This window comes from Kribbella pittospori (assembly GCF_004331465.1).
Lineage (GTDB): Bacteria > Actinomycetota > Actinomycetes > Propionibacteriales > Kribbellaceae > Kribbella > Kribbella pittospori.
Genome location: NZ_SJKB01000004.1, coordinates 304,948 through 326,043, shown reverse-complemented (window position 1 = coordinate 326,043; position 21,096 = coordinate 304,948). Strand labels below are relative to the sequence as shown.

Sequence of the window (21,096 nt, the reverse complement as noted above, 5' to 3'; positions counted from 1 at the left end):
GGGGTAGGTGCGGGCCTGAGGTCCGCTGCGAGAGTGGCGCCGGTCAGCTGTGCGGCTCAGTTACGCCTGTGCGGCCGAGTCTGGTCACCAGCGCGACTGAGGTTAGCTGCGTGAGCGTGAGCATGCCAAGCGCCGGCAGCGCGCGGCAGGCGATTCCGGCGTACGTCGAGGCGATGATCGGCGGGACGTAGGTCAGCTGCGCGGCTGAGGTTAGCTGCGTGGCTCGGGCCGGATGGCTGTGGGGCTGAGGTCGGCTGCGTGGCTGGGGCCGGTGGGCTGTGGGGCTGGGTGTGCTGTGTGGCCGGGCCGGTCGGTTGCGGGGCTGGGCTGGGCTGGGTCGCCGGGGCTGGTTGGTTGCGGGTCTGGGCGTGGTCGGTTGTGGGGGTGAGGTGGGCTGTGTAGCTGGAGCCGGTTGGTTGTGGGCGTGAGGTGGGCTGGGGCTGGCTGGAAGTGGGGCTGGGGTGGGCTGGGTGGCTTGGGGCGGTTGGGTGTGGGGTGGTTGGGGTTACTTGTTGGGGGTGGGGGCCCAGAGGTGGTCGGCGGTGCCGGCTTCTAGGCGGCCTCGGTAGACGTCGATTTTGTGATCGATGAGTTCGAGGTTGTCTTGGAGGTCGGCGAGTTTGGCGAGGACCTCGGCGCGGTGGGACTCCAGGAGGTTCAGGCGTTCCTTCTCGTTGCCGCGGCCGGCGGTCACTAGTTCGGCGTACTCGCGGATGGTTCGGATCGGCATGCCGGTGGCGCGGAGGCGGGTGCAGATCTTGATCCAGTCCAGGTCGAGTTGGTGGTAGCGGCGGCGGCCGCCGGCGGTGCGGTCGACGGTGGTGACGACCAGTCCGGCGCGTTCGTAGTAGCGCAGGGTGTGGACGCTCACGCCGGTACGACGGGCGGCCTCGGCAATACTGATTCCCGCCTCCGCCGTCGGCGCGCCCGCCTCAGCGTTGGGCCTGCCGGTCTCAGTCGTCGGTGCGTCCGTCTCAGCGCTTGGTTTGTCTGTCTCACCTGGCTGCGCGCCGGTCGGAGTGGGCCGTGTGGTCGCCTCGGGTGGGCTTGCCTTGTCGCGTTGGGTGTTTGTTTGGGTGTTTTGTGTGGTCGCCTTGGTGGATTGGGTCATGCGCTCGTTTACCTCGGATCGTGGTGTTGACTTCGAGTGCGCTCTAAATCCTAGCGTCGGTGGTATGAGTGTCTCAACGGTTGCGAATGACCTCTCGACCGAGCTGAGTCGTGGGCGGCGGCTGGCGGTGCTGGCGGTGTGTTGCGCCAGCATCATCGTCGTGGTGATGGACATTTCCATCGTCAACGTCGCCTTGCCGTCGATCCGGACCGATCTCGGCGCCTCGGTGGCGGACCTGCAGTGGACGGTTGATGCGTACACGCTGGTCCTGGCGAGCTTCCTGTTGCTGGCCGGCTCCACGGCCGATCGGCTTGGGCGTAAGCGCATCTTTCAGATCGGGCTGGTGGTGTTCGGCATCGGTTCGCTGCTGTGCAGTCTGGCGCCGAGCGTCGGTTGGTTGATCGGTGCCCGGGCAGTGCAAGCGGTCGGCGGGACGATGCTCAACCCGGTGGCGATGGCGATCGTCGCGACCACGTTCCCGGATCGAGCCGAGCGGGCCAGGGCGATCGGGGTGTTCGGTTCGATGTCCGGTCTGTCGTTGGCGCTGGGGCCGATCCTGGGCGGAGTACTGGTCGATGGCCTCGGCTGGCAGTCGATCTTCTGGGTGAATGTGCCGATCGTGGCGGCGGCGGTGATCTGCACCGGGCTGTTCATTCCGGAGTCGCGGGCAGCGAGGGTACGGCGCTTCGATCCGATCGGACAGCTGTTGGTGGTCCTGATGCTCGGCGGACTCGTGTACGCCATCATCGAGTCGGAGAAGCTCGGCTGGACGTCACCGCTGATCGTCGGACTTCTCGTGATGGCGGTACTGGCGGCGATCGGGCTCCTGACCTACGAGCGCCGGAGGCAACAGCCGCTGCTGGAGCTGCGGCTGTTCCGGAGCGTGCCGTTCAGCTCGGCGATCCTGATGGCCTTGTTCGCGCTCTGCGGATTCGGCGCCTTCCTGTTCGTTACAACCCTGTACCTGCAGAACATCCGCGGACTCTCGGCCGTCACCGCCGGCCTGTCCTTGCTACCCGTCGGTGGGTTGATCCTGGTGCTCTCGCCGTACACCGGCCGGATCGTCGGGAGCAGGGGACCGCGGCTGCCGCTGGTGATCGCCGGCAGCGCGCTGGCCCTGGGAGCGGCAGCGTCGCAGGCGATCGGCGTGGACACCCCGCTGCCCGTCGTACTCGCGATCTACCTGCTGTTCGGCCTCTTCCTCGGCATGGTCAACCCGCCGATCACGAACACCGCCGTTTCCGGCATGCCCACCTCCATGGCCGGCCTGGCAGCCTCCGTGGCCTCGGCGGCCCGCCAGACCGGCACCACGCTGGGGGTGGCCATCGCCGGCACGATCGTCGGATCGACGACGGCCCTCAACCCCGAAGCGTTCACGCGCGCCGAGCACGTCCTCTGGTGGCCGGTCCTCGGGCTGGGTCTCGGCATTCTGGCGCTCGCGCTGATCAGCACCAGCCGCTGGGCCGAGACCACGCTGATCACCTCTCCGGATACATGAGCGGCCAGCCGAACCGGAGAGCGAGCTCAGGGTTGCTGAACACGTGGATGTGGGTCAGCCCGGAGGCAGTCGGGGTCAGCAGCGCGACGCCGAGGGCTTCGTGCGGGCCGCCGGCCGACGAGCGGACATAGGCGACGACCGCCGGCTGGCCGTTGGCCAATGTTGGCTGCATATGCCAATCGCCTGGTTTGCCGACCGAGGCTTCGAGGACGCGCAGGCACACGACCCGGCCGTTGAACCAGGCTGCGCTCCCGACCATTTCGATCGCGGCGTCGGTGCGCAGGGCGCGTTCGAGGGCAGCCGTGTCGGCGTTCTCGAAGCCGGCGATGTACTCGGCGAGCAGCGCTTGTGCCTGCGGATCGCTCGGTTCGATCACCTCGCCAGGCGCAGGTGCGGTCTCGTCGAGGCGGGCGCGCGCCCGTTGCAGGGTGCTCTTGACCGCGGCCACGGAGGTGTCGAGCATCATCGCCACCTCGGCGGCCGGGAACGCGAGCACCTCACGCAGGATCAGCACGGCGCGCTGCTTCGGCGGAAGGTGCTGGAGCGCCGCGATCAGCGCCAACCGCAGGCTCTCCCGAGTGGTCACGATGGTGGCCGGATCGGCAGAGGAGGAGATCACCAACGCGTCCGGGATCGGTTCCACCCAGGCCACTTCAGCGAGCGGTGGAGGCACAGCACCGGACAGGTCGTCGCTAGGAGCACCCAGACCGGAGGGCAGCGCTCGTCGGCCACGCTGCTCGAGCGCGGTCAGACATGCGTTCGTCGCGATCCGATAGAGCCATACCCGCAGAGACGAGCGGCCTTCGAACGTCGCGAACGACCGCCAGGCCCGCAGGTACGTCTCCTGGACGAGATCCTCGGCCTCGTCCACCGAGGCCATCAGGCGGTAGCAGTGCGCCAGCAGTTCCTTCCGGAACGGTTCGGTACGACGAGCAAACTCGGCCTCGCCCGTCATCACGGCTCCCTGTACGTCGACGTCGTGCATCAGTCTGTCAGCCCGAGGTCCGTCAGCCCGAGGTCCGTCAGCCCGAGGTCCGGCAGGTCCGGCAGGTCTGGCAGCCCGAGGTGCGGCCGGACCCAGGCCGCCATGCGCCCGATCGCGTCGTCGGCCTCGGGTGCGCGACCCGCGGCCATCTGGAACGTGTGCTGCATGTCCGGAAAGACATCGAGCCGCACCTCGACCCCAGCCTTCTCAGCCGCCGCGGCAAGTTGATGAGCGTCGTCCAGCAGTACTTCGTCCCCGCCCACCTGGATGTAGATCGGCCCGAGCGCGCTCAGATCGCCGTACAGCGGATTCACCAACGGATCCCGCGGATCCCCGTCCGCCCCGAGGAACATCGCCGCGAGCCCGCGCACGAGATCCCGGTGGAAGAAGGCGTCCCGGTCCCGATTGGTGTCGTACGACGTCCCGGTCGCCTCGAAATCCACCGCCGGTGAGAACGGCATGGCCGCAGCCGGCAATGGCAGGCCGCGCTCCCGGGCGCGCAACTGCGTCGTGATCGCAAGCGCACCGCCGACCGAGTCCCCGGTGATCGCGATCCGCTCAGCAGCGAATCCCTGATCCAGCAGCCACTCGTACGCCGCTGTCGTGTCGTCAACCGGCGCCGGATGCGTGTACGCCGGCGCCAACCGGTAGTCCACGACCAGCGCGCGCACGCCTGCCGCCTTCGCGAGGTGACCGAACATCTTCCGGTGCGAGTACATCGACCCGCTGATGAATCCACCACCGTGCAGACACAACAACACCCGATCCGCTGCGGCGCCATGAGGCACGACCCACACCGCGGGAAGTTCCTCGACCGACAGGTAGTCGACTCCGCGTGGCTCGGTCGTCAGCACCGCCCATCCATGGTCGGAGGCCTCCTGGTCGACCGACGACTGACTCCCGGCCCGGGACGCCGCCCAGTGCGCCTTGACCGCTTCCGACTGCTTGCTCGCCATAACTGCTGTCCTCTCTCGGCTGTCTTTGCACAGATACAGACCAGAGCCGCGCGAAAAGGAATCGGTGACGGAGTGTGCCGGGCGTGCTTGACTGGAGTATGAGTGCGCCGAACGTCGGGCCGCCGCTGTCGGCCTCGGAGGAGCGGACGTGGGCGATGGTGGCCCACATCGGGGTGCTGGTCGCGGCCTGGTTCGCGATGGGATTCCTGTGCCCGTTGGTGATCTGGCTGATCTACCGGTACCGGTCGGACTACGTCCGGCAGCACGCACTGGAGTCGCTGAACTTCCAGCTCTCACTGCTCATCTACACCGCGGTCGCGGTGATCCTGATCCTGATCACGTTCGGCCTCGGCGTACTGATCATCGTTCCGCTGATCCTGATCGGCGCGGTGGCGGCGCTGATCGTCATCATCCTGGCGACCGTCGCAGCCGCGGGTGGCAACGAGTACCGCTATCCATTGACCATCCGCTTCGTGAAGTAATCCACTTGGACCGGCCGCCCCGATCCAGGCAGACTTCCGCGGGTGGAGCTGATCGGTCAGGGCATGGAAGGCGCCGTCTACGACCTCGGTGACGGCCGGGTGCGCAAGATCTGGTTCGATCGGCGGCCGGATGACGTACGCCTGATGCAGGCGTTCCTGGACGAGCTGCCGCCGCTCCCGTTCCGTACGCCGCGGATCCGCGAGATCCATGCGGACGGCAACGGATTGGCCGTCAGCGTCGAGGACAAGCTGACCGGAACGCCGATGCACGAGGCGAACCTCCCCGAGGCAGAGGCTCTCGATACGTTCGTCAGAGTGGTCGAGGCGCTCGGCACGACCACGGCCGGCCCCGCGAGCAAGCAGCTGCTGGTGCTCAACCAGCCGTTCTGGCGCGACGGACTGTCCTGGGGTGAGGCCCTGGCGGCACTGGTACGACGCCGTGCCGCGGAGTCCACGCCTCACCTCGAACGCGACGTCGCCGACTTCACCAGTCTGCTGGCGAGACTCACCGCAGCGCTCGAGCAGATCGAGTTGGACAACCTGAGCGTCGTCCACGGCGACATCTGCCCGCCCAACCTGCTGATAGACGGGCCACGGACCGCGGCAGTGCTGGACTGGGGCTTCTACTCCACAGCCGGCGACAACACCTTCGACGCCGCGCTGGCCGCCGGGTTCTTCGACATGTACGGACCGGAGGCCCGACGCCTCGACACCCTGCTGCTCGATCGCTTCGAGAAGTTAGGCCACGACCGCGACCGCATGCACCTGTACCGCGCGGCGTACGCGATCACCACGGCGACCATCTACGACGCGAACGCGCACGACGGCCACTACGCGTGGTGTGTGGCCGACCTCAATCGCCTGCCGGTCTGATCGGCGCACCGTCGCGCAGGTTGTGCAGCATCGACGGCTCTTTCAAGACCTGCGGCAACCGGCGCGCGTTCAGCGGTGACACCAGCCCGTCCAGTGCGTCCGGGGCGTGCCAGGACAGGCCGAGGATCTCGAAGCCGTCCGGGCTCAGCGAGTCGAGCAGCGACGGGTCGTGGACGCCGCCGTCGTACAGGATCTCGATCGCGTCGCCCCAGCCCTCCCACCGCGGTAGCCAGTCGATCGCGAGTACGCCGAGCAGTGGCAGGGCGACGCCGAGTTCCTCTTCCATCTCACGGGACGCACCGGTCGCCGGGTCCTCATCCGGCTCGACGACGCCACCGGGGAGCTCGAGATCTTTCTTGTAGCTGACCTGGCACAGCAGCAGCCGGCCGGAGGTGTCTCGCACGACCACATGCGCGATGACGCGCTTCTTCGGCAGCGTCGAGTCCATCAACGAGGTCCAGCCCAGCAACGTGTCCGGGCGCGGATCGTCGCTGCGCATCCCGTACACCGCCACATCGCGGCGCTCACCGTCCACCAGGACCCCGCCACGCAGTACGCCCTCGCGCCGGTAACCGGACCGGATCGCCACCCGGGCAGACGCACGCAGCTCCGGGTCCACCTCGATCTGCAGCCGCTCCAGCCCCAGCTCACTGAAGGCGTACTCCGTCACCAGCCGAACAGCACGCTGCGCGACCTCAGGTCCGCCGTCCAGCGCCCACGAGAGCAAGCCGGCGCCGGGAGCGGTTCGCCGTACCTCCACGGTGCCGAGAGATCCGGACGCTGAGAAGGTCACCACCTGCTCGTCCTGCTGCGACAGTCGCAGCGTCAGCTCACCATCGGTCAGCGGAGGTTCGGCGGTCACCCCGTGAACGCTACCCGGTGTACCGCAGGTACAGCGTCGCCAGGGGTGGGACGGACAGCTCGGCGCTGGTCGACATCCCGTGCCACTCCGGTCCGTCTGCCTGGACCGAGCCGAAGTTGCCGACACCCGAACCGCCGTACGTCTCGGCGTCGGTGTTGACCGCCTCCGCCCACTCGCCGCCGTACGGCAGGCCGAGCCGGTAGCCATGGTGCGGCACGGCGGAGAAGTTCGCGACGCAGGCGATGGTCGGTTCACCGTCGTCGCCGTACCGGACGAAGGAGAAGATGTTGTTGCTCGCGTCGTTGGCGTCGATCCAGGTGAACTTCTCCGGCGCGTGGTCGGTCCGCCACAGCGCCGCGGTGTCGCGGTAGACGCCGTTCAGGTCGCGGACCAGCTGCTGCAGACCGCGGTGGTCCGAGTGGTCCAGCAGCCACCAGTCGAGCTCGCCCTTCTCGGACCACTCCGATTCCTGGCCGAACTCCGAGCCCATGAACAGCAGCTGCTTGCCCGGGTGCGCCCACATCATCGCCAGGTACGCGCGGAGTGTCGCCAGCTGCTGCCACCGGTCGCCGGGCATCTTGCGGAGCAGCGAACCCTTGCCGTGCACAACCTCGTCGTGGGACAGCGGGAGCACGAAGTTCTCCGAGTAGGCGTACATCATCGAGAACGTCAGCTCGTGGTGGTGGTACTGCCGGTGGATCGGCTCGTGCTCCAGGTAGCGGAGCGAGTCGTTCATCCAGCCCATGTTCCACTTGAAGCCGAATCCGAGCCCGCCCAGATGCGTGGCCCGGGTGACGCCCGGCCACGAGGTCGACTCCTCGGCGACGGTGATGACGCCGGGGACGCGCTTGTAGAGGGTGGCGTTCATCTCCTGCAGGAACGAGACAGCCTCCAGGTTCTCCCGGCCGCCGTACTGGTTCGGCACCCACTGACCCTCGGCGCGCGAGTAGTCCAGGTAGAGCATCGAGGCGACCGCGTCCACCCGCAGCCCGTCGATGTGGTACTCCTCGGCCCAATAGATCGCGTTCGCGACCAGGAAGTTGCGCACCTGCGGCCGGCCGAAGTCGAACACCAGCGTGCCCCAGTCCGGCTGCTCGCCACGACGCGGATCCGGGTGCTCGTAGAGCGGCGTACCGTCGAACCGGGCCAGTGCCCAGGCGTCCTTCGGGAAGTGTGCGGGCACCCAGTCGACGATCACACCGATGCCGGCCTGGTGCAGCGCGTCGACGAGGTGCCGGAAGTCGTCGGGGTCGCCGAAGCGCGAGGTGGGCGCGAAGTACGACGTCACCTGGTAGCCCCACGAGCCGCCGAACGGGTGCTCCATCACCGGCATCAACTCGACGTGCGTGAAGCCCATCTCGTTGACATAGGCAACAAGCTCGTCGGCCAGCTCGCGGTACGACTTCCCCTTCCGCCAGGAGCCGAGGTGCACCTCGTACACGCTCATCGGCTCGGCGTGCGGCTCAGCCGCCGCCCGCCGCTCCAGCCAGGCCGCGTCGTTCCATTCGTACGACGACTCGTGCACGACGGAAGCGTTCGCCGGGGGAGTCTCGGCGAGGTTGGCCATCGGGTCGGCCTTCTGCCGCCAGACGCCGTCGCGACCGCAGATGTCGAACTTGTACCGCGTACCCGGGCCGACGCCAGGGACGAAGATCTCCCAGACGCCGGACGATCCCAGCGAGCGCATCGGGTGCGCACGGCCGTCCCAGAAGTTGAAGTCCGCGGTCAGCCGGATGCCCTGCGCGCCGGGCGCCCAGACCGCGAACGACGTCCCCGTGACTGCCCCGGTGGGACCGTCGTAGCGGCGGACGTGGGCGCCGAGGACAGTCCACAACTGCTCGTGCCGGCCCTCGCCGATCAGGTGCAGGTCGACCTCACCGAGCGACGGGAGGTAGCGGTACGGGTCGTCCAGCTCGATCGCCGGACCGTCGGTGTAGGTGATCTCGAGGCGGTAGTCGGGAACCTTGTCGAGGTCCACCAGTACGCCGACCCAGACGCCCTCGAACTCGTGCCGCAGGTCGAGCCGCCGGCCGTCGTGCAGCACGGTCACCGTCTGGGCGAACGGGCGCAGCACGCGAACCGTGACGCCGTGCTCGCCGAGATGCGGCCCGAGAACCTGATGCGGGTCGTGGTACGTCCCGCCGACCAGCCGCTCCAGCACCGTCCGGTCCACCGGAACCGCCGTCACCACAGGCTTCTCCGCCGGTACGACCGGCACCTCCATGGCGTCGTGCTCGCTCGCTCCCATGAACCCCATCCTGCCCGATCGAGTCTGCATTCACCGCACCCCGTACCCGCCGAGTCCGGACGTACACAAACGCCGCGGACGGCGAGCCCGGGGGAGGGCTACTTCCCGGCCAGGTGGGCCGCTGCGGAGAGCGGGATCTGCAGCCAGGTCGGCCGGTTCCGGGCCTCGTAGAGCACTTCGTAGATCACCTTGTCGGCCAGGAACGCGCTCAGCAAGACGTCCTGCTCGCGCGGGTCGGTGCCCGCGACCTCGGCGTATCCGTCGCAGAAGGCGCGCTGGTTCCGGCTGGCCCACTCGGCCGCGCGGTAGGCGATCTGCTGGTCGCCCTCGTGGTCGGCCAGCAGCGACCGTGCCGCGTAGTCGAACGACCGGAGCATCCCGGCGATGTCCTTCACCGGAGTGTCCAGCGCCCGCCGCTCGATCAGCGACTTGGCCGGCTCGCCCTCGAAGTCGATCAGCTTCCAGCCGTCGATGGTCCGCAGGACCTGGCCCAGGTGGAAGTCGCCATGGATTCGCTGCACCGTCACCGGCTGGTCGAGCACAGCCAGCGCGTCGAACGCGCGCGCCAGCCCGTCGGCGTACGGCATGAGTTCAGGGATGGCCGTGGCGGCGAGGTCGAGGCGGCGGCGCATCGCTGCGGAGTGCTCGACCAGCTTCGATGGCTCCCAGATGTCCGTGCCGAGCGCCTTGGCCAGCTCGGAGTGGACCTGCGCGGTGCTCGCGCCGAGCCGGTGCGACTCGGCCGCGAAGTCCCCGCCGACCTCCTCAGCATGCAGGTCGGCCTCGGCGTACAGGTCCCGCACCGACGAGGTCGCGAACGACCAGCCGTCGGTGGCGTTCTTCTGGAACGCCGTCATCATCGCCAGCTCACCGCTGTCGGTGCCGCCGCCGGCCCGCGGCCACGAGCCGCGCGCCGATCCGAGCACCTCCGGAACCAGCTCGGACCCGGCCTCGGTGAGCGCCGACTCGATCTCGACCCCGGGGTTGCTCCCGGGCTCGAGCCGGCGGAACACCTTCAGCAGAGCCACGTCCGAGAACACCAGCGACGTATTGCTCTGCTCCACCGTGAGCACCAGCGACTGCGCGTCCTCCGGTACGACGGTGCTCCGGTCGGGTGAGTGGACCGGGTGGAACTCCACCCCGTCCAGCTGTCGTCCGTGGGTCAGCCCCTCCAGCCAGTACGGCGTCGCTTCCTTGTCGTGCAACGCGTCGTACACCCAGACCAGGGCGCCGTCGAGGTCTGGCTCCTCCCACTCACCGACCAGGGCGTGGCCGAGGTTCTCGACCGGTGTCTGGTGATAGCTGAGCGGCAGCTGGTACACCCGGATCGGGGTTTCCGACCCGGGCGGACCGGCGCAGTAGACGAACCCGATCCGGACCGCGGGCCAGACGCCGGCCTCGGACAGCCACACCGAGGTGGCCATCGCGTCGACATGGACGTCGTGTCCCTTCTCACCGAACCACCTCTGGCTCGCGCAGAAGGACTGGACCTGGTCCAGATGGGAAGTCACGAATTGCTCTCCTCATGGTCAGCCGGCTTCGCGACCGGAAGCCGGAACCAGTAGAAACCGTGGGAGCCGAGCGTCAGGAGGTAGGGCAGCTCCCCGATGGTCGGGAAGTGCACTCCGCCGAGCAGTTCGATCGGCTCCACCCCTTGCCACTGCCGCAGGTCCAGCTCGATCGGCTGCGGGAAGCGCGACAGGTTGTTCACGCACAGCACCACGTCGTCACCGAACTGGCGAACGTAGGACAGCACGCTCGGATTCGAACCCCCCAGGTCCGTGAAAGTACCCATGCCGAAACACGGGTGCTGCTTGCGGGTCTGGATCATCCGCCGGGTCCAGTGCAGCAGCGACGAGGCGTTCTCCATCTCGGCCTCGACGTTGACCGCCTGGAAGCCGTAGACCGGGTCCATGATCACCGGGAGGTTGAGCTTGCCCGGCGTGGCCGTGGAGAACGAGGCGTTGCGGTCCGGCGACCACTGCATCGGGGTCCGGACGCCGTCACGGTCGCCCAGCCAGATGTTGTCGCCCATGCCGATCTCGTCGCCGTAGTACAGGATCGGGGAGCCGGGCAGGCTGAGCAGCAGTGCGGTGAACAACTCCATCTTGTTGATGTCGTTGTCCAGCAGTGGCGCCAGCCGGCGGCGGATGCCGATGTTGGCCTTCATCCGCGGGTCGTGGGCGTACTCGCCCCACATGTAGTCGCGGTCCTCGTCGCTGACCATCTCGAGCGTCAACTCGTCGTGGTTGCGCAAGAAGATGCCCCACTGGCAGGTCTCCGGGATCTCCGGGGTCTGCGCGAGGATCTCCGAGATCGGGAACCGCGATTCGCGCCGTACGCTCATGAAGATGCGCGGCATCACCGGGAAGTGGAACGCCATCTGGCACTCGTCGCCGCCGGACTTGCGGTCGCCGAAGTACTCGACCACGTCGGCCGGCCACTGGTTCGCCTCGCAGAGCAGGACGCGGTCGGTGTAGTTCGCGTCCACCTCCTTGCGGACCCGCTTGAGGAACTCGTGGGTGCGCGGCAGGTTCTCGCAGTTGGTGCCCTCGGTCTCGAACAGGTACGGCACCGCGTCCAGCCGGAAGCCGTCCACGCCGAGGTCGAGCCAGAACTTCAGCGCCTCGATCATCGCGTCGCCGACAGCCGGGTTCTCGAAGTTCAGGTCCGGCTGGTTGGAGTAGAACCGGTGCCAGAAGTACTGGCCGCGGACCGGGTCCCAGGTCCAGTTCGAGGTCTCGGTGTCGACGAAGATGATGCGCGCGTCGGCGTACTTGTCGTCGGTGTCGGACCAGACGTAGAAGTCGCCGTACGGTCCGTCCGGGTCCGATCGGGACGCCTGGAACCAGGGGTGCTGGTCGGAGGTGTGGTTCATCACGAAGTCGACGATGATCCGGATCCCGCGCGCGTGCGCGGCCTCCATGAACGCGGCGAAGTCGGGGATCGTGCCGACCTCCGGCATGACTCCGGTGTAGTCGGAGATGTCGTAGCCGCCGTCGCGCAGCGGCGACGGGTAGAACGGGGGTAACCAGAGGCAATCCACGCCGAGCCACTCGAGGTAGTCGAGTTTCTCGGTCAGGCCTTGCAGATCGCCGATGCCGTCGGCGTTCGAGTCCTTGAACGACCGCACGAGGACCTCGTAGAAGACGGCCCGCTTGAACCACAGCGGGTCACTCTTCGTCAGTCCGTGGTGCTGCTCCGGCAGCATGTCGGTCACGCTCACCTCCATCGGGTGTCTCCAAACCTAGCGGTACAGCGGCCTGCCGCCACGGCAGGTGGCGGTGTGTGTGGGTGGGCTCGCCCGGGCATGCACTGGTTCACGTACCCCGTTGCAGGGTTCGTACTCCGGCGGACGGGTCCGGAGAGGGGACAGCGCGATGGATCCGGAGGAGACCGATGACGTGGTGACGCCGTCGGAAGGACGGTTCCGGGAGGGCGTTGCAGGTCAGTCTGACGGTCTTTTGCCAGTCCAGGCAAATAGGGGCCTCGACGCCCTATCCGTCAGTGTTCCCCGGGTTCGCCGACTTGCGCGGACGGCGGGCGTACTTGGTGAAACCGGCGCGTTCGGCGTCGGCCTCGCTGCGGAACCAGACCTCGGGTTTGGTCCGGCCGTAGTACGGCGAGTCAGGGGTGTGGAACAGCATCGACTGGGCGTTGCCCTTGATGGTGAACCCGTCCGGCGGACCCTGGTGCGGTACCGCGTCGGCCGAGCCCACACCGTACCGTCCCGGCGGTACGTCGTCGTGCACCTGTGGCTCGGTCGCGTTGGTGTCGGGATCTGGGTCGAAGAGCGTCAACTCCTCGGGCCGGCCTGGTGCCATCAACCGGGAGAACACCGGCTCGGGCGCGGCCTCGGCGCTGACCAGGACCGCTTCTCTCTCCTCGACCGGTTCTTCCTCGATGGGCGCCGGGTCCGAGGCAGCGACGGGTACGCGGCGGTCGAGCAGGACCCAGGTGATCGCCGCGCCGAGTACGAACGCCAGCAGCGACCACAGCCAGTTGTTCCGCAGCAGTGAGCTCATCAGTGCGCGCCCTTCGACGGCCGGAGGCGGTACACCAGCCAGGCCGCCGCGCTGCCGAGCACGAACGAGACCAGCAGCAAGATCCAGACCTGTGCGATCAGCCAACTCATGGAGTCCCCTAGAGAATCTACGGACCACGGATCCCGACGACGGTAGCGGATACAGCTCGCGGATAGCACCAGCGGCCAGGCTGGGCTGATCGCTACAGGATGCGGATCTCGACGCGGCGGTTCGCGATCCGGCCGGCGGCCGTGCCGTTGCTCGCGACCGGGAAGGATTCGCCGTAGCCGTTGGCGACCATCCGGTCGGCCGGGACGCCGAGCCGGACCAGCTCGCGCTTGACCGCGGCGGCACGCTGCGCGGACAGCGGCAGACTGGACGCCGCGGAACCGAGGTTGTCGGTGTGACCGGCCAACTCGACGCGCACCGTCGGGCACGACTTGAGCAGTGTCGCGGCCCGGACGACGGACGGCTTCGAGGCGTTGTTCACGATCGACGTCCCGGACAGGAAGATGATCGTGTGCTGCCGGGTGAACTCCGACAGCCGGCTCTGGAACGTCCGGCACGGCTCACTGACTTCCGGCTTCTGCGCCGGGACCTGCATCTGGTCCGCGATCACCGCGCCCGGGACTGCCTTGGCCGCGGCGCGGGCCACAGTGGCCTTGGTCGCCTGTTCCGGTACCTCGCCCGTCAGCGTCACCGTGGTCCCGTCGTACCGGACGGAGGCGTCGCCGGTCCCGATCGCGAGGGCGTGCAGGAGCGAGGAGAGTACGGCGGCGTCGGCCAGGCCGGTCGCGGCGTCGACCGTGATCCGGTTGTCGAACTCGCGGTCCGGGCCGAGCACCTGGTCGACGTCGGCGGCGATCGCGTCCTTGACCGCCTGGTCCTTGACCACGGTGCGGACCCGGATCGAGTTGTCCGTCCGGCCGACCTCGAACGGCGGCATCGACGACTCGGTGCGTGCCTCGGTGGGGGACGGCGTACTGCTGGAGGTCTGTGCTGCCGGCGCGGATTGGTCGTCCTCGGTGTCCGCGATCGACGGAATCAGCACAGCGGTCAGCAGCACGGGTACGGCGAGAGCTGCCAGCAGCCAGACGACGACCGGCCGCCGAACGAATCCGGGCACTGTTCCTCCGTCGGGTGCGGTCAAGAAGGACCGTGCGCGTGGACATTACTCCGCTTGGCGCCCCGACTGCACAGCAACGACGGGAGCGTCGCGATGATCACGGGATCATTTTTATTCGAATGTCTTCTTTTCTTAACCCGGAGTACTCGACAGGGTGCGGACAGTTCTTCGGGGTACCGGCCTTGTCCTGTCTTGGACAATTCGCATTTGTGCCAGGCCTGCGCGCAGGGAATCCCTTGACTTACTTCGCGCCGTAAACCGTACTTAGGTCGGGGTCCGGGCTGGCTGCGTTGACAGGGGAGGGCGCGCATGGAGAGGCCGTCGGATTCGTCGTTGATCATCGGTGTGGCCACGTCCACGGCCGAACGGGTGCGGCTCGCGCGGTTGCTGGGTGGGGCGGACGCGTTGTTGCTGGTGTCCAGTGCCGAGCAGGCCCGTACGTTCCTCGCGCTCACAGGGGTGACCTCGTCGGCCGGATCGGTCGTGCTGACCCCGACCGTGCTGCCCAATGCCGAGCACCCTGCCCAGATCATGGCAGTGCCGACCGCTGAGCCGGAGCCGGTGCAGGAGGAGGAGCTGTTCCTGGACGTCGACCGGCGGGTGGTGCGCTGGAAGGACCGCGAGGTGCCGCTGACCCGGCTCGAGCACGACTTCCTGCACTGCCTGGTGGAGGAGCCCGGCCGGGTCTGGACGTACCAGCACCTGCACCACGCCGTCTGGGGCAACGAGCACCTCGGCCACGGCTCGCACATCCACTCCGTGGTGAAGCGGCTGCGCCAGAAGCTCGCGAACCTCGGCGCCACCGTCACCATCCACGCGGTCCGCGGCGTCGGCTTCCACCTCCTCCCGACGACGTAACTGAGGTAGCGTTTGCGCCGGATCGTGACTGGCGCGTGAGGTGGGCGAACCACCGGGGAGCGATCTCGTCTGGATGACGTACGCCGAGCGCCTGGGCTTCTTCGGATCGACCGGGAGGCCTTGTCATGGATCGACCGTTGCTGGTCGGCATCGTCAACATCACCGAGGACTCGTTCTCCGACGGTGGTCGCTACCTCGTGGCGGACAAGGCAATCGCCCATGCGCGCCGGTTGCACGCCGGTGGCGCCGACATCATCGAACTCGGCCCGGCGTCCAGCCACCCGGATGCCGCCAAAGTGACGCCCGAGCAGGAGATCGCCCGGCTGGCTCCAGTGCTCGACGCGCTGGCGGACCTGCCGCTGGCCGTCGACTCCTACCATCCGGCCACGCAGCGGTACGCCGCCGCGCACGGAGCGACGTACCTGAACGACATCCAAGGCTTCCCGGACCCACGTCGGTACGACGAACTGGCCGCGCTGACGTGTCAGCTGGTGGTGATGCACTCGATCCAGCGCCTCGGACCGGCCACCAAGGTCCGGACCGAGCCACAGACGATCTGGCCGGCCATCGAGCGATTCTTCGACGGCCGCGTCACCGCCCTCGAGTCAGCCGGCATCGCCCGCGACCGCCTGATCCTGGATCCCGGCCTCGGCTACTTCCTGGGCAGTACTCCGGAACCGTCGCTCACCGTCCTCGCCAACCTGGGCCGCCTCAAGAGCCGCTACAACCTCCCGGTCCTCGTCTCGCCGTCCCGCAAGTCCTTCCTGCGCACGCTCACGAACACGGGCCTGTCCGACATCGGCCCCGCCACCCTCGCGGCCGAACTCCACGCCACCACCCAGGGCGCGGACTACATCCGCACCCACGACCCGGCCGCTCTCTCCACCGCACTCATCGTCCACACCACTCTGACGAATGGCGCCGAATGCCTCAGCACGAAGCGATAGTCGCCGTACTGCGACAAGCCGACCAGGTACTCGTCATCCGCCGCGGCCCTGGGGCGCGTATGCCCGGTTACTGGGCGCCTCTCAGCGGCACCCTCGAACCTGGCGAGAGCCAGGAGGACGCTCTGGTCCGCGAGGTCCAGGAGGAGGTCGGCTTGGCCGTCACCCCACTGGCCAAGGTCTGGGAATCGACCGCCGCCGGAGGCGACTACGTTCTGCACTGGTGGACCGCGGACGCATCAGCCGGCGAGGTGACGGCCGATCCGCGCGAGGTGAGCGAGACCCGCTGGGTCACGCCCGCAGAGTTCCTTGCGTTGCAACCGATCTTCGCGGGGGACCGTGAGTTCTTCGCGGAGGTCCTCCCGCGGTTGTGAATCGGGACCGGCCCCACCCGGAAGATCCGAGTGGGGCCGGCCCTGACTACTTCACTGCTACTTGATGGACTTCAGGGCGAAGTCCTCGGTGACCGGTTCACCTGCGACGAGCCGGGTGGTCCGGGTCTGGGGCTTGTAGCCGTCCTTCGCGGCGATCAGGGTGAGCGGGTTGTTGCGACGGTCCAGCCAGTAGGCGTAGTTGCCGTCCTTGTCGGTGATGAAGGTGTAGGACTGCGCCCACGAGTCCACCTGCACGATCGCCCCCGGGAGCGGTGCGCTGGCGCCGGACGAGCTGACGCCCGTGACGGTGCCCTGCAGCTTGCTCCAGGTGTTCGGCGGGGTGACGTTCATCGTCACGTCCACCGCGGGAACGGAGTACGGGGTGTTCTCGCCGATCGAGACCTGCCCGCTGTACGTGCCGGGCTGGTCGACGTTCGCGTTGAGCGTGACCTTGACGGTGGTCGACTGGCCGGGAGCCAGCGTCGCCTCGGTCTTGTCGATGGACATCCAGCTCACGTCCGCCGACGACTCCGAGCAGCCCTCGAGACCCGGCAGGGCCTCGCTGTCCACCGTGGCGGTGAAGCCACCGGACGAGCCACCGATCTTGTAGAAGCCGCACGCCGCGCCACCGCGGTACCGCGGCAGGTTGGAGTTCGGCAGGGCGGACCAGCTGTCGGCCGCCGGGTCATAGGCGAACCCGGCGTTGGTGACGGCACCGGCCTGGACACCGCCGACGACCAGCAGCTTGCCGCTGGCGACGGCGTACGACGCCGCCCAGTGGTCGGCCGGAGCGTCCGGAATCGCGGTCCACGAGTTCGCACCCGGGTCGTAGACGTAGGCCGACTTGAGCGAGTTCACGCCGTCGTTACCGCCGGCGCAGTACAGCTTGCCGTCGATGGCGCCGCAGGATGCGAACGCGACCGACTTCGGGTAGTTCGCCAGCGTCTCCCAGCTGTTGGCGGCCGCGTCGTAGCGGACCACCGTGTTGCTCATCGGGAGACAGGCCGAGGTCGTGCAGCCGCCGACGGCGTACAGCTTGCCGTCGAGGACCGCCTGACCTGCCGCGGCCCGGGGAGCCGGGTTCGCGGCGAGCGCGCTCCAGGCGTTGGCGGCCGGGTCGTACGCCCAGGTCGCCGGGTCCGGACCGGCGTCGGCCCAGCCGGAGCTGGCAATGATCTTGCCACCCACGACACCGACGGTGATGGCGTTGCGAGCAGCCGGCAGCGCAGCGATGGCGGTCCACGCCATCGTCGCCGGGTCGTACACGTAGCTGTTCGCCGACGAGACGCTACCGTTGCCACCGGCAATCGAGTAGATCTTGCCGTCCAGGTTGACCACCCGGTTGTCCATCACGGTCGCCGGGTAGTCGGCGATGTCGGCCCACGGTGCGGCCAACGGGTTCGCGGCCGCGGTCTTGACGGCCGTCTTGCCCGACATCACCTTGCCGAACGAGGTCGGCACCTGCAGCCGCTGCAGCGGGGCGCCGGCGCCGGTCAGCACCTGCGTCTTGCTGGTGGTGGAGCCGTTCGCGTTCTGCAGTACGAAGCCGTTGTCCCGCTCGCCGAACTTGACGTCGACGCCGGCACCGCCGGTGTTGGTGACGGTGAACGACTTGGTGACCTTGCCCGACGGCAGCTTCAGGTTGCCCGAGATGCTGCCCGGGGTGACGCTCAGCCGGCCCGCGGCCAGTGAGTAGTCGGCTGCGGTGACCCAGTCGGCCTCGACGCCCACGGTCTGCTGCGCCGTGACGTAGTTGCCGGCCTTGGCGGTGAAGCCCTGGTCGCCGGACTCCGAGGAGTACAGCCAGTAGAAGCCGTCGTTCAGACCGGTGTCCTCGGGCGTCGCCACGGTGGTCGCGGTCTCGGCCGGGTTGCCGTCACGAGTGACGACCGCACCGTTCACGAAACCGTTCGTGTTGGCGTCCTTGACGTTGCCGACGACGATGCCGCCACCAGCAGGCTCACAGGTGACCTGGCTGCCGATCAGCACGTTGTCGACCTGCCACCACCACTCGTACTGCGCGTCGTAGTAGTGGAACCGGACCTGCACGGCGGACTTGCCGGCCGCCTGCGGGATCGCGATCTCCTTGAGCCCACGGACGTCGGTCGCCTGCGCGAGCACGTTGGCCCAGGTGGCACCGCCGTCGATCGACAGGTCCACGTCGGCCTTCTCCCCGCCGAGCCAGTTGAGGTCCTGGTTGAACCGGATCACCGGAGCGGTGACCGCGGTCAGGTCCACGACCGGGCTGACCAGCGACGTGTCCTGCGAACCGCCCGGACCGTACTTGTCGCTGTCGATGATCGCGGTACCGCCGGTACCGCCGGCCAGGTTGCCCCGGGCACCCGGGTCGTTGAACTGCCAGACCTGCCCGTTGCCCTTGTTGTCGACGACGGACCAGCCGCTCGGGGTGCTACCGGAGTCGAACGTCTGGTAGGTGCCGTCGGAGCCGTACCGGTAGCCCGGCGCCGTGGTGCAGGCGTCGGTACGGACCGGGACAGCGATGTTCTTGGTCAGGTTGCCGGAGCCGACCGTGATCGGCTCGCTGACCGTCTGGTAGCCCGGGTACTGCGACTCCACCTTGAGCGAGTACGACGCGCCGGCCGGGACCTTCAGGCTGAAGCGGCCGTTGGTCGGGGTGGTGTAGTCGAACACGCCACCTGGACCCTCGACGCTGACCTTCGCGTACAGCGGCCAGCCGTGGCCGGAGCCGTCGGTGATGCTGCCGCCGACGTTCACCTGCGGCGAGCTCACCAGAGCGAAGTTCTGGGTGGTGGTGTTCCCGGTGGTGATGGCGACCGTGGCGGTCTGGGTCTGGTACCCGAACGATGCCGCGGTCAGGTCGTAGCTCCCGGCCGGAAGGACGGACGAGAACGCGCCGGTGCTGGTGGTGGTCAGCACGCGGTCCGGCTGGCCGGCCTGCTTCACCGTCACGGACGCGCCGGCGAGCGGGGCACCACCGGTGGCGGCGGTGACCGTGCCCGACAGGGTGCCTGTGTCGCCGATCGGCGCGGCGTTCAGCAGGGCGAGTGCGTCCAGACGGCCCTGGCCGAACACGTTGTTGTTGGCGTCGGTTCCGCCGCACTGGCTGTTCGGCGTGTCGATCGCGGTCTGGTTCAGCAGCGCCCGGGTGGCGTCCACGTCACCCTTGAGAGCCGGCGACGCGGCCCACAGCAGTGCGACGGTGCCCGCGAGGTGCGGGGTGGCCATCGACGTACCGTTGAAGGCGCCGTAGGTGTTGCCGGGGAGGCTGGACCGGACGTTGACGCCGGGGGCCGAGATGTTCGGCTTGATCGTGCCGTTCTGACCGACACCACGGCCGGAGAACGACGCGATGTTGTTGTTGATGTCGTAGGCGCCCGCCGAGTAGTTGCTGGTCAGGCTGCCCGGCGACCCGCTGCTGTTGCAGCCGAGCTCACCACTGTTGCCGTTCGCGAAGGCCCCGAAGATGCCGGAGTCCTTCCAGTTGTTGGTGATGTCCTCCATGAACGGGTCGTTCGACGGCAGCTGCGAACCCCAGGAGTTGTTGATGATGTTCGGCCGCTTGCCGGCGTCGGGGTTGTTCCCGGCCAGGTCGGTCGGCTCGAGCATCCACTGACCGGAGGCGATCAGGGCAGCGTCGGTCGGGCAGCAGCCGTTCGCGGCGATCCACTTGACCCCCGGCGCGACGCCGATCTGGTTGCCGGCGCCGTCGTCACCGGCCATGGTGCCCATCGTGTGGGTGCCGTGACCGTTGCCGTCACACGGTGCGTTGCCGCAGGTGCCGGCCGCGTCGAACCAGTTGTAGTTGTGGTCGAACGTGCCGTCGCCGTTGTTACCGCGGTACTGCTTGACCAGCGCCGGGTGGTCGTACTGGACCCCGGTGTCGATGCTGGCGATGGTGATGCCCTCGCCCTTGTCGCCGAACTGCGACCAGACGTCGTCGGCGTTGATGTTGGCGATGCCCCACTCGACCGCGTTGATCTCGTGCTCGGTCGTGCCCTGGGTGATCTTGGGCACCTCGATCTTCATCGGGGCGTACAGGCCCTCGACCTCGGCGTGGGTGGCCAGGTTCTGGGCCAGGGTGAGCGATCCGCTGTTGATCCGGATCGCGTTCGTGCCCCAGAAGGCCTGGTACTTGACGTGCTGCGCGTCCAGCTCGGCGCGGATCTTCGCCTGGCTCTCCGCGGCGGTCTTGCGCAGTGCCGCGGCGACGGCGGTGCCGCGCTCGTTCCAGTTGGTGATCTTGCTCGCGGCGGTCAGGTCGGCCTTGGCGGCGAACCGGATCCAGTAGTCGGACGCCGCCTTGGCGTCCTTGCCGTCCAGTTGGGCCATCAGCTCCGGCTTGATCTTGCTTGCCGGAGTGGCCTCGGGCTTGGTGGGCGGTGACGCCTGCGCCTGGCCGGCGCCTGCCAGCCCGGTCGCGACGACGGCCACCGTCGCCAGGGCGCCCACCAGTGTTCTGGCGAGCCCCCTTCGTCTCATGTCTGACATCTCTGCAGCCCCTCACTTGAAACGACCCCGAGTCGACTCCCCCGAGTCAGTTGGTGCAGAGGTGCAAGGGTCCTCGCGTGGGCGGATTCGAGTCCCGTGCGCGAACGCTCCGTGCCCCCCAGGTCGCGACATGTGACATCGCGAGCCTGACGAGGACCCTATGTGTCAGATCAGAGGGGGAACAAGCACACATGGTGAGCAAGATGTGACTAGCCGTCGCCCCGAATCAAGGCAACCTGGTCAAAGATTGGCAGTCCGTTGACGATCCGAGGCAGAGGTTGACA

At 68.1% G+C, this 21,096-nt stretch carries 16 protein-coding genes and 1 riboswitch; of the genes, 6 read left to right on the top strand and 10 right to left on the bottom strand.

The features are described from left to right. Positions 1 to 505 precede the first annotated feature (505 nt). Positions 506 to 1,111, bottom strand: a complete 606-nt coding sequence (locus E0H73_RS47945; RefSeq protein WP_272949129.1) for a MerR family transcriptional regulator — start codon at positions 1,109 to 1,111, stop codon at positions 506 to 508. Between E0H73_RS47945 and E0H73_RS15145 the strand changes: the two genes are divergently transcribed. Further along, complete coding sequence (locus tag E0H73_RS15145; RefSeq protein ID WP_238164018.1) at positions 1,086 to 2,609, top strand: MFS transporter; 1,524 nt, start codon at positions 1,086 to 1,088, stop codon at positions 2,607 to 2,609. The genes E0H73_RS47945 and E0H73_RS15145 overlap by 26 nt on opposite strands. On the opposite strand, the gene E0H73_RS15140 is transcribed toward E0H73_RS15145, so the two are convergent. Continuing rightward, on the bottom strand, positions 2,590 to 3,564 hold the full coding sequence (locus E0H73_RS15140; RefSeq protein ID WP_131355618.1) for a sigma-70 family RNA polymerase sigma factor: 975 nt from the start codon (positions 3,562 to 3,564) through the stop codon (positions 2,590 to 2,592). The two genes, E0H73_RS15145 and E0H73_RS15140, sit on opposite strands and share 20 nt — an antisense overlap. Before the next feature lie 29 nt (positions 3,565 to 3,593). After that, the gene (locus E0H73_RS15135) at positions 3,594 to 4,550 is read right to left on the bottom strand and encodes an alpha/beta hydrolase (protein ID WP_131355615.1); all 957 of its coding nucleotides are present in this window, start codon (positions 4,548 to 4,550) and stop codon (positions 3,594 to 3,596) included. An 83-nt stretch (positions 4,551 to 4,633) separates the two neighbouring features. On the opposite strand from E0H73_RS15135, the gene E0H73_RS15130 reads away from it, so the two are divergent. After that, positions 4,634 to 5,032: a DUF4870 domain-containing protein gene (locus E0H73_RS15130; protein WP_131355613.1), complete on the top strand. Its 399-nt coding sequence runs from the start codon at positions 4,634 to 4,636 to the stop codon at positions 5,030 to 5,032. Between the two features lie 42 nt (positions 5,033 to 5,074). Beyond that, positions 5,075 to 5,905 (top strand): phosphotransferase family protein, encoded by an 831-nt coding sequence (locus tag E0H73_RS15125; RefSeq protein ID WP_131355610.1) that lies wholly within the window; start codon positions 5,075 to 5,077, stop codon positions 5,903 to 5,905. On the opposite strand, the gene E0H73_RS15120 is transcribed toward E0H73_RS15125, so the two are convergent. From E0H73_RS15120 to arfA, 6 genes are all read right to left on the bottom strand, one after another. Beyond that, positions 5,886 to 6,767: an NUDIX hydrolase gene (locus E0H73_RS15120; RefSeq protein ID WP_238164017.1), complete on the bottom strand. Its 882-nt coding sequence runs from the start codon at positions 6,765 to 6,767 to the stop codon at positions 5,886 to 5,888. The two genes, E0H73_RS15125 and E0H73_RS15120, sit on opposite strands and share 20 nt — an antisense overlap. Positions 6,768 to 6,777: 10 nt before the next feature. Continuing rightward, complete coding sequence (gene glgB / locus E0H73_RS15115) at positions 6,778 to 9,015, bottom strand: 1,4-alpha-glucan branching protein GlgB (protein ID WP_238164016.1); 2,238 nt, start codon at positions 9,013 to 9,015, stop codon at positions 6,778 to 6,780. Positions 9,016 to 9,113: 98 nt separating this feature from the next. Continuing rightward, positions 9,114 to 10,526: a maltokinase N-terminal cap-like domain-containing protein gene (locus E0H73_RS15110; RefSeq protein ID WP_131355604.1), complete on the bottom strand. Its 1,413-nt coding sequence runs from the start codon at positions 10,524 to 10,526 to the stop codon at positions 9,114 to 9,116. Beyond that, positions 10,523 to 12,247, bottom strand: coding sequence for a maltose alpha-D-glucosyltransferase (gene treS, locus E0H73_RS15105; protein ID WP_131355601.1), 1,725 nt, complete (start codon positions 12,245 to 12,247; stop codon positions 10,523 to 10,525). The genes E0H73_RS15110 and treS overlap by 4 nt, the downstream gene beginning before the upstream one ends. 265 nt (positions 12,248 to 12,512) lie before the next feature. Beyond that, complete coding sequence (locus E0H73_RS48385; RefSeq protein WP_131355598.1) at positions 12,513 to 13,040, bottom strand: sunset domain-containing protein; 528 nt, start codon at positions 13,038 to 13,040, stop codon at positions 12,513 to 12,515. Positions 13,041 to 13,242: 202 nt separating this feature from the next. Next, complete coding sequence (arfA, locus tag E0H73_RS15095) at positions 13,243 to 14,166, bottom strand: channel-forming protein ArfA/OmpATb (protein WP_131355595.1); 924 nt, start codon at positions 14,164 to 14,166, stop codon at positions 13,243 to 13,245. Positions 14,167 to 14,475: 309 nt separating this feature from the next. On the opposite strand from arfA, the gene E0H73_RS15090 reads away from it, so the two are divergent. From E0H73_RS15090 to E0H73_RS15080, 3 genes are all read left to right on the top strand, one after another. Further along, the gene (locus E0H73_RS15090; protein WP_131355592.1) at positions 14,476 to 15,024 is read left to right on the top strand and encodes a winged helix-turn-helix domain-containing protein; all 549 of its coding nucleotides are present in this window, start codon (positions 14,476 to 14,478) and stop codon (positions 15,022 to 15,024) included. Positions 15,025 to 15,038: 14 nt separating this feature from the next. Then, positions 15,039 to 15,128, top strand: a riboswitch (ZMP/ZTP riboswitch). A 21-nt stretch (positions 15,129 to 15,149) separates the two neighbouring features. Beyond that, positions 15,150 to 15,971 carry a dihydropteroate synthase gene (gene folP, locus E0H73_RS15085; protein WP_131355589.1) on the top strand — a complete coding sequence of 274 codons (822 nt, stop codon included), beginning with the start codon at positions 15,150 to 15,152 and terminating at the stop codon, positions 15,969 to 15,971. Then, positions 15,950 to 16,342, top strand: a complete 393-nt coding sequence (locus tag E0H73_RS15080; protein WP_131355587.1) for an NUDIX hydrolase — start codon at positions 15,950 to 15,952, stop codon at positions 16,340 to 16,342. Before folP ends, E0H73_RS15080 begins: the two co-directional genes overlap by 22 nt. A 57-nt stretch (positions 16,343 to 16,399) precedes the next feature. Here the strand turns inward: E0H73_RS15080 and E0H73_RS15075 are convergent, their stop codons facing one another. Continuing rightward, a complete protein-coding gene (locus tag E0H73_RS15075; RefSeq protein ID WP_131355584.1) occupies positions 16,400 to 20,803 on the bottom strand; it encodes a S8 family serine peptidase in 4,404 nt (1,467 codons plus the stop codon). Positions 20,804 to 21,096 lie beyond the last annotated feature (293 nt).

What these genes read in the sequence shown, in the direction of transcription:
- E0H73_RS15075 (WP_131355584.1), bottom strand. Translation starts at nt 20,803, where the DNA reads ATGAGACGAAGGGGGCTCGCCAGAACACTGGTGGGCGCCCTGGCGACG.
- E0H73_RS47945 (WP_272949129.1), bottom strand. Translation starts at nt 1,111, where the DNA reads ATGACCCAATCCACCAAGGCGACCACACAAAACACCCAAACAAACACC.
- glgB (WP_238164016.1), bottom strand. Translation starts at nt 9,015, where the DNA reads ATGGGAGCGAGCGAGCACGACGCCATGGAGGTGCCGGTCGTACCGGCG.
- folP (WP_131355589.1), top strand. Translation starts at nt 15,150, where the DNA reads ATGGATCGACCGTTGCTGGTCGGCATCGTCAACATCACCGAGGACTCG.
- E0H73_RS15090 (WP_131355592.1), top strand. Translation starts at nt 14,476, where the DNA reads ATGGAGAGGCCGTCGGATTCGTCGTTGATCATCGGTGTGGCCACGTCC.
- E0H73_RS48385 (WP_131355598.1), bottom strand. Translation starts at nt 13,040, where the DNA reads ATGAGCTCACTGCTGCGGAACAACTGGCTGTGGTCGCTGCTGGCGTTC.
- E0H73_RS15140 (WP_131355618.1), bottom strand. Translation starts at nt 3,564, where the DNA reads ATGACGGGCGAGGCCGAGTTTGCTCGTCGTACCGAACCGTTCCGGAAG.
- E0H73_RS15080 (WP_131355587.1), top strand. Translation starts at nt 15,950, where the DNA reads ATGCCTCAGCACGAAGCGATAGTCGCCGTACTGCGACAAGCCGACCAG.
- treS (WP_131355601.1), bottom strand. Translation starts at nt 12,247, where the DNA reads ATGGAGGTGAGCGTGACCGACATGCTGCCGGAGCAGCACCACGGACTG.
- E0H73_RS15135 (WP_131355615.1), bottom strand. Translation starts at nt 4,550, where the DNA reads ATGGCGAGCAAGCAGTCGGAAGCGGTCAAGGCGCACTGGGCGGCGTCC.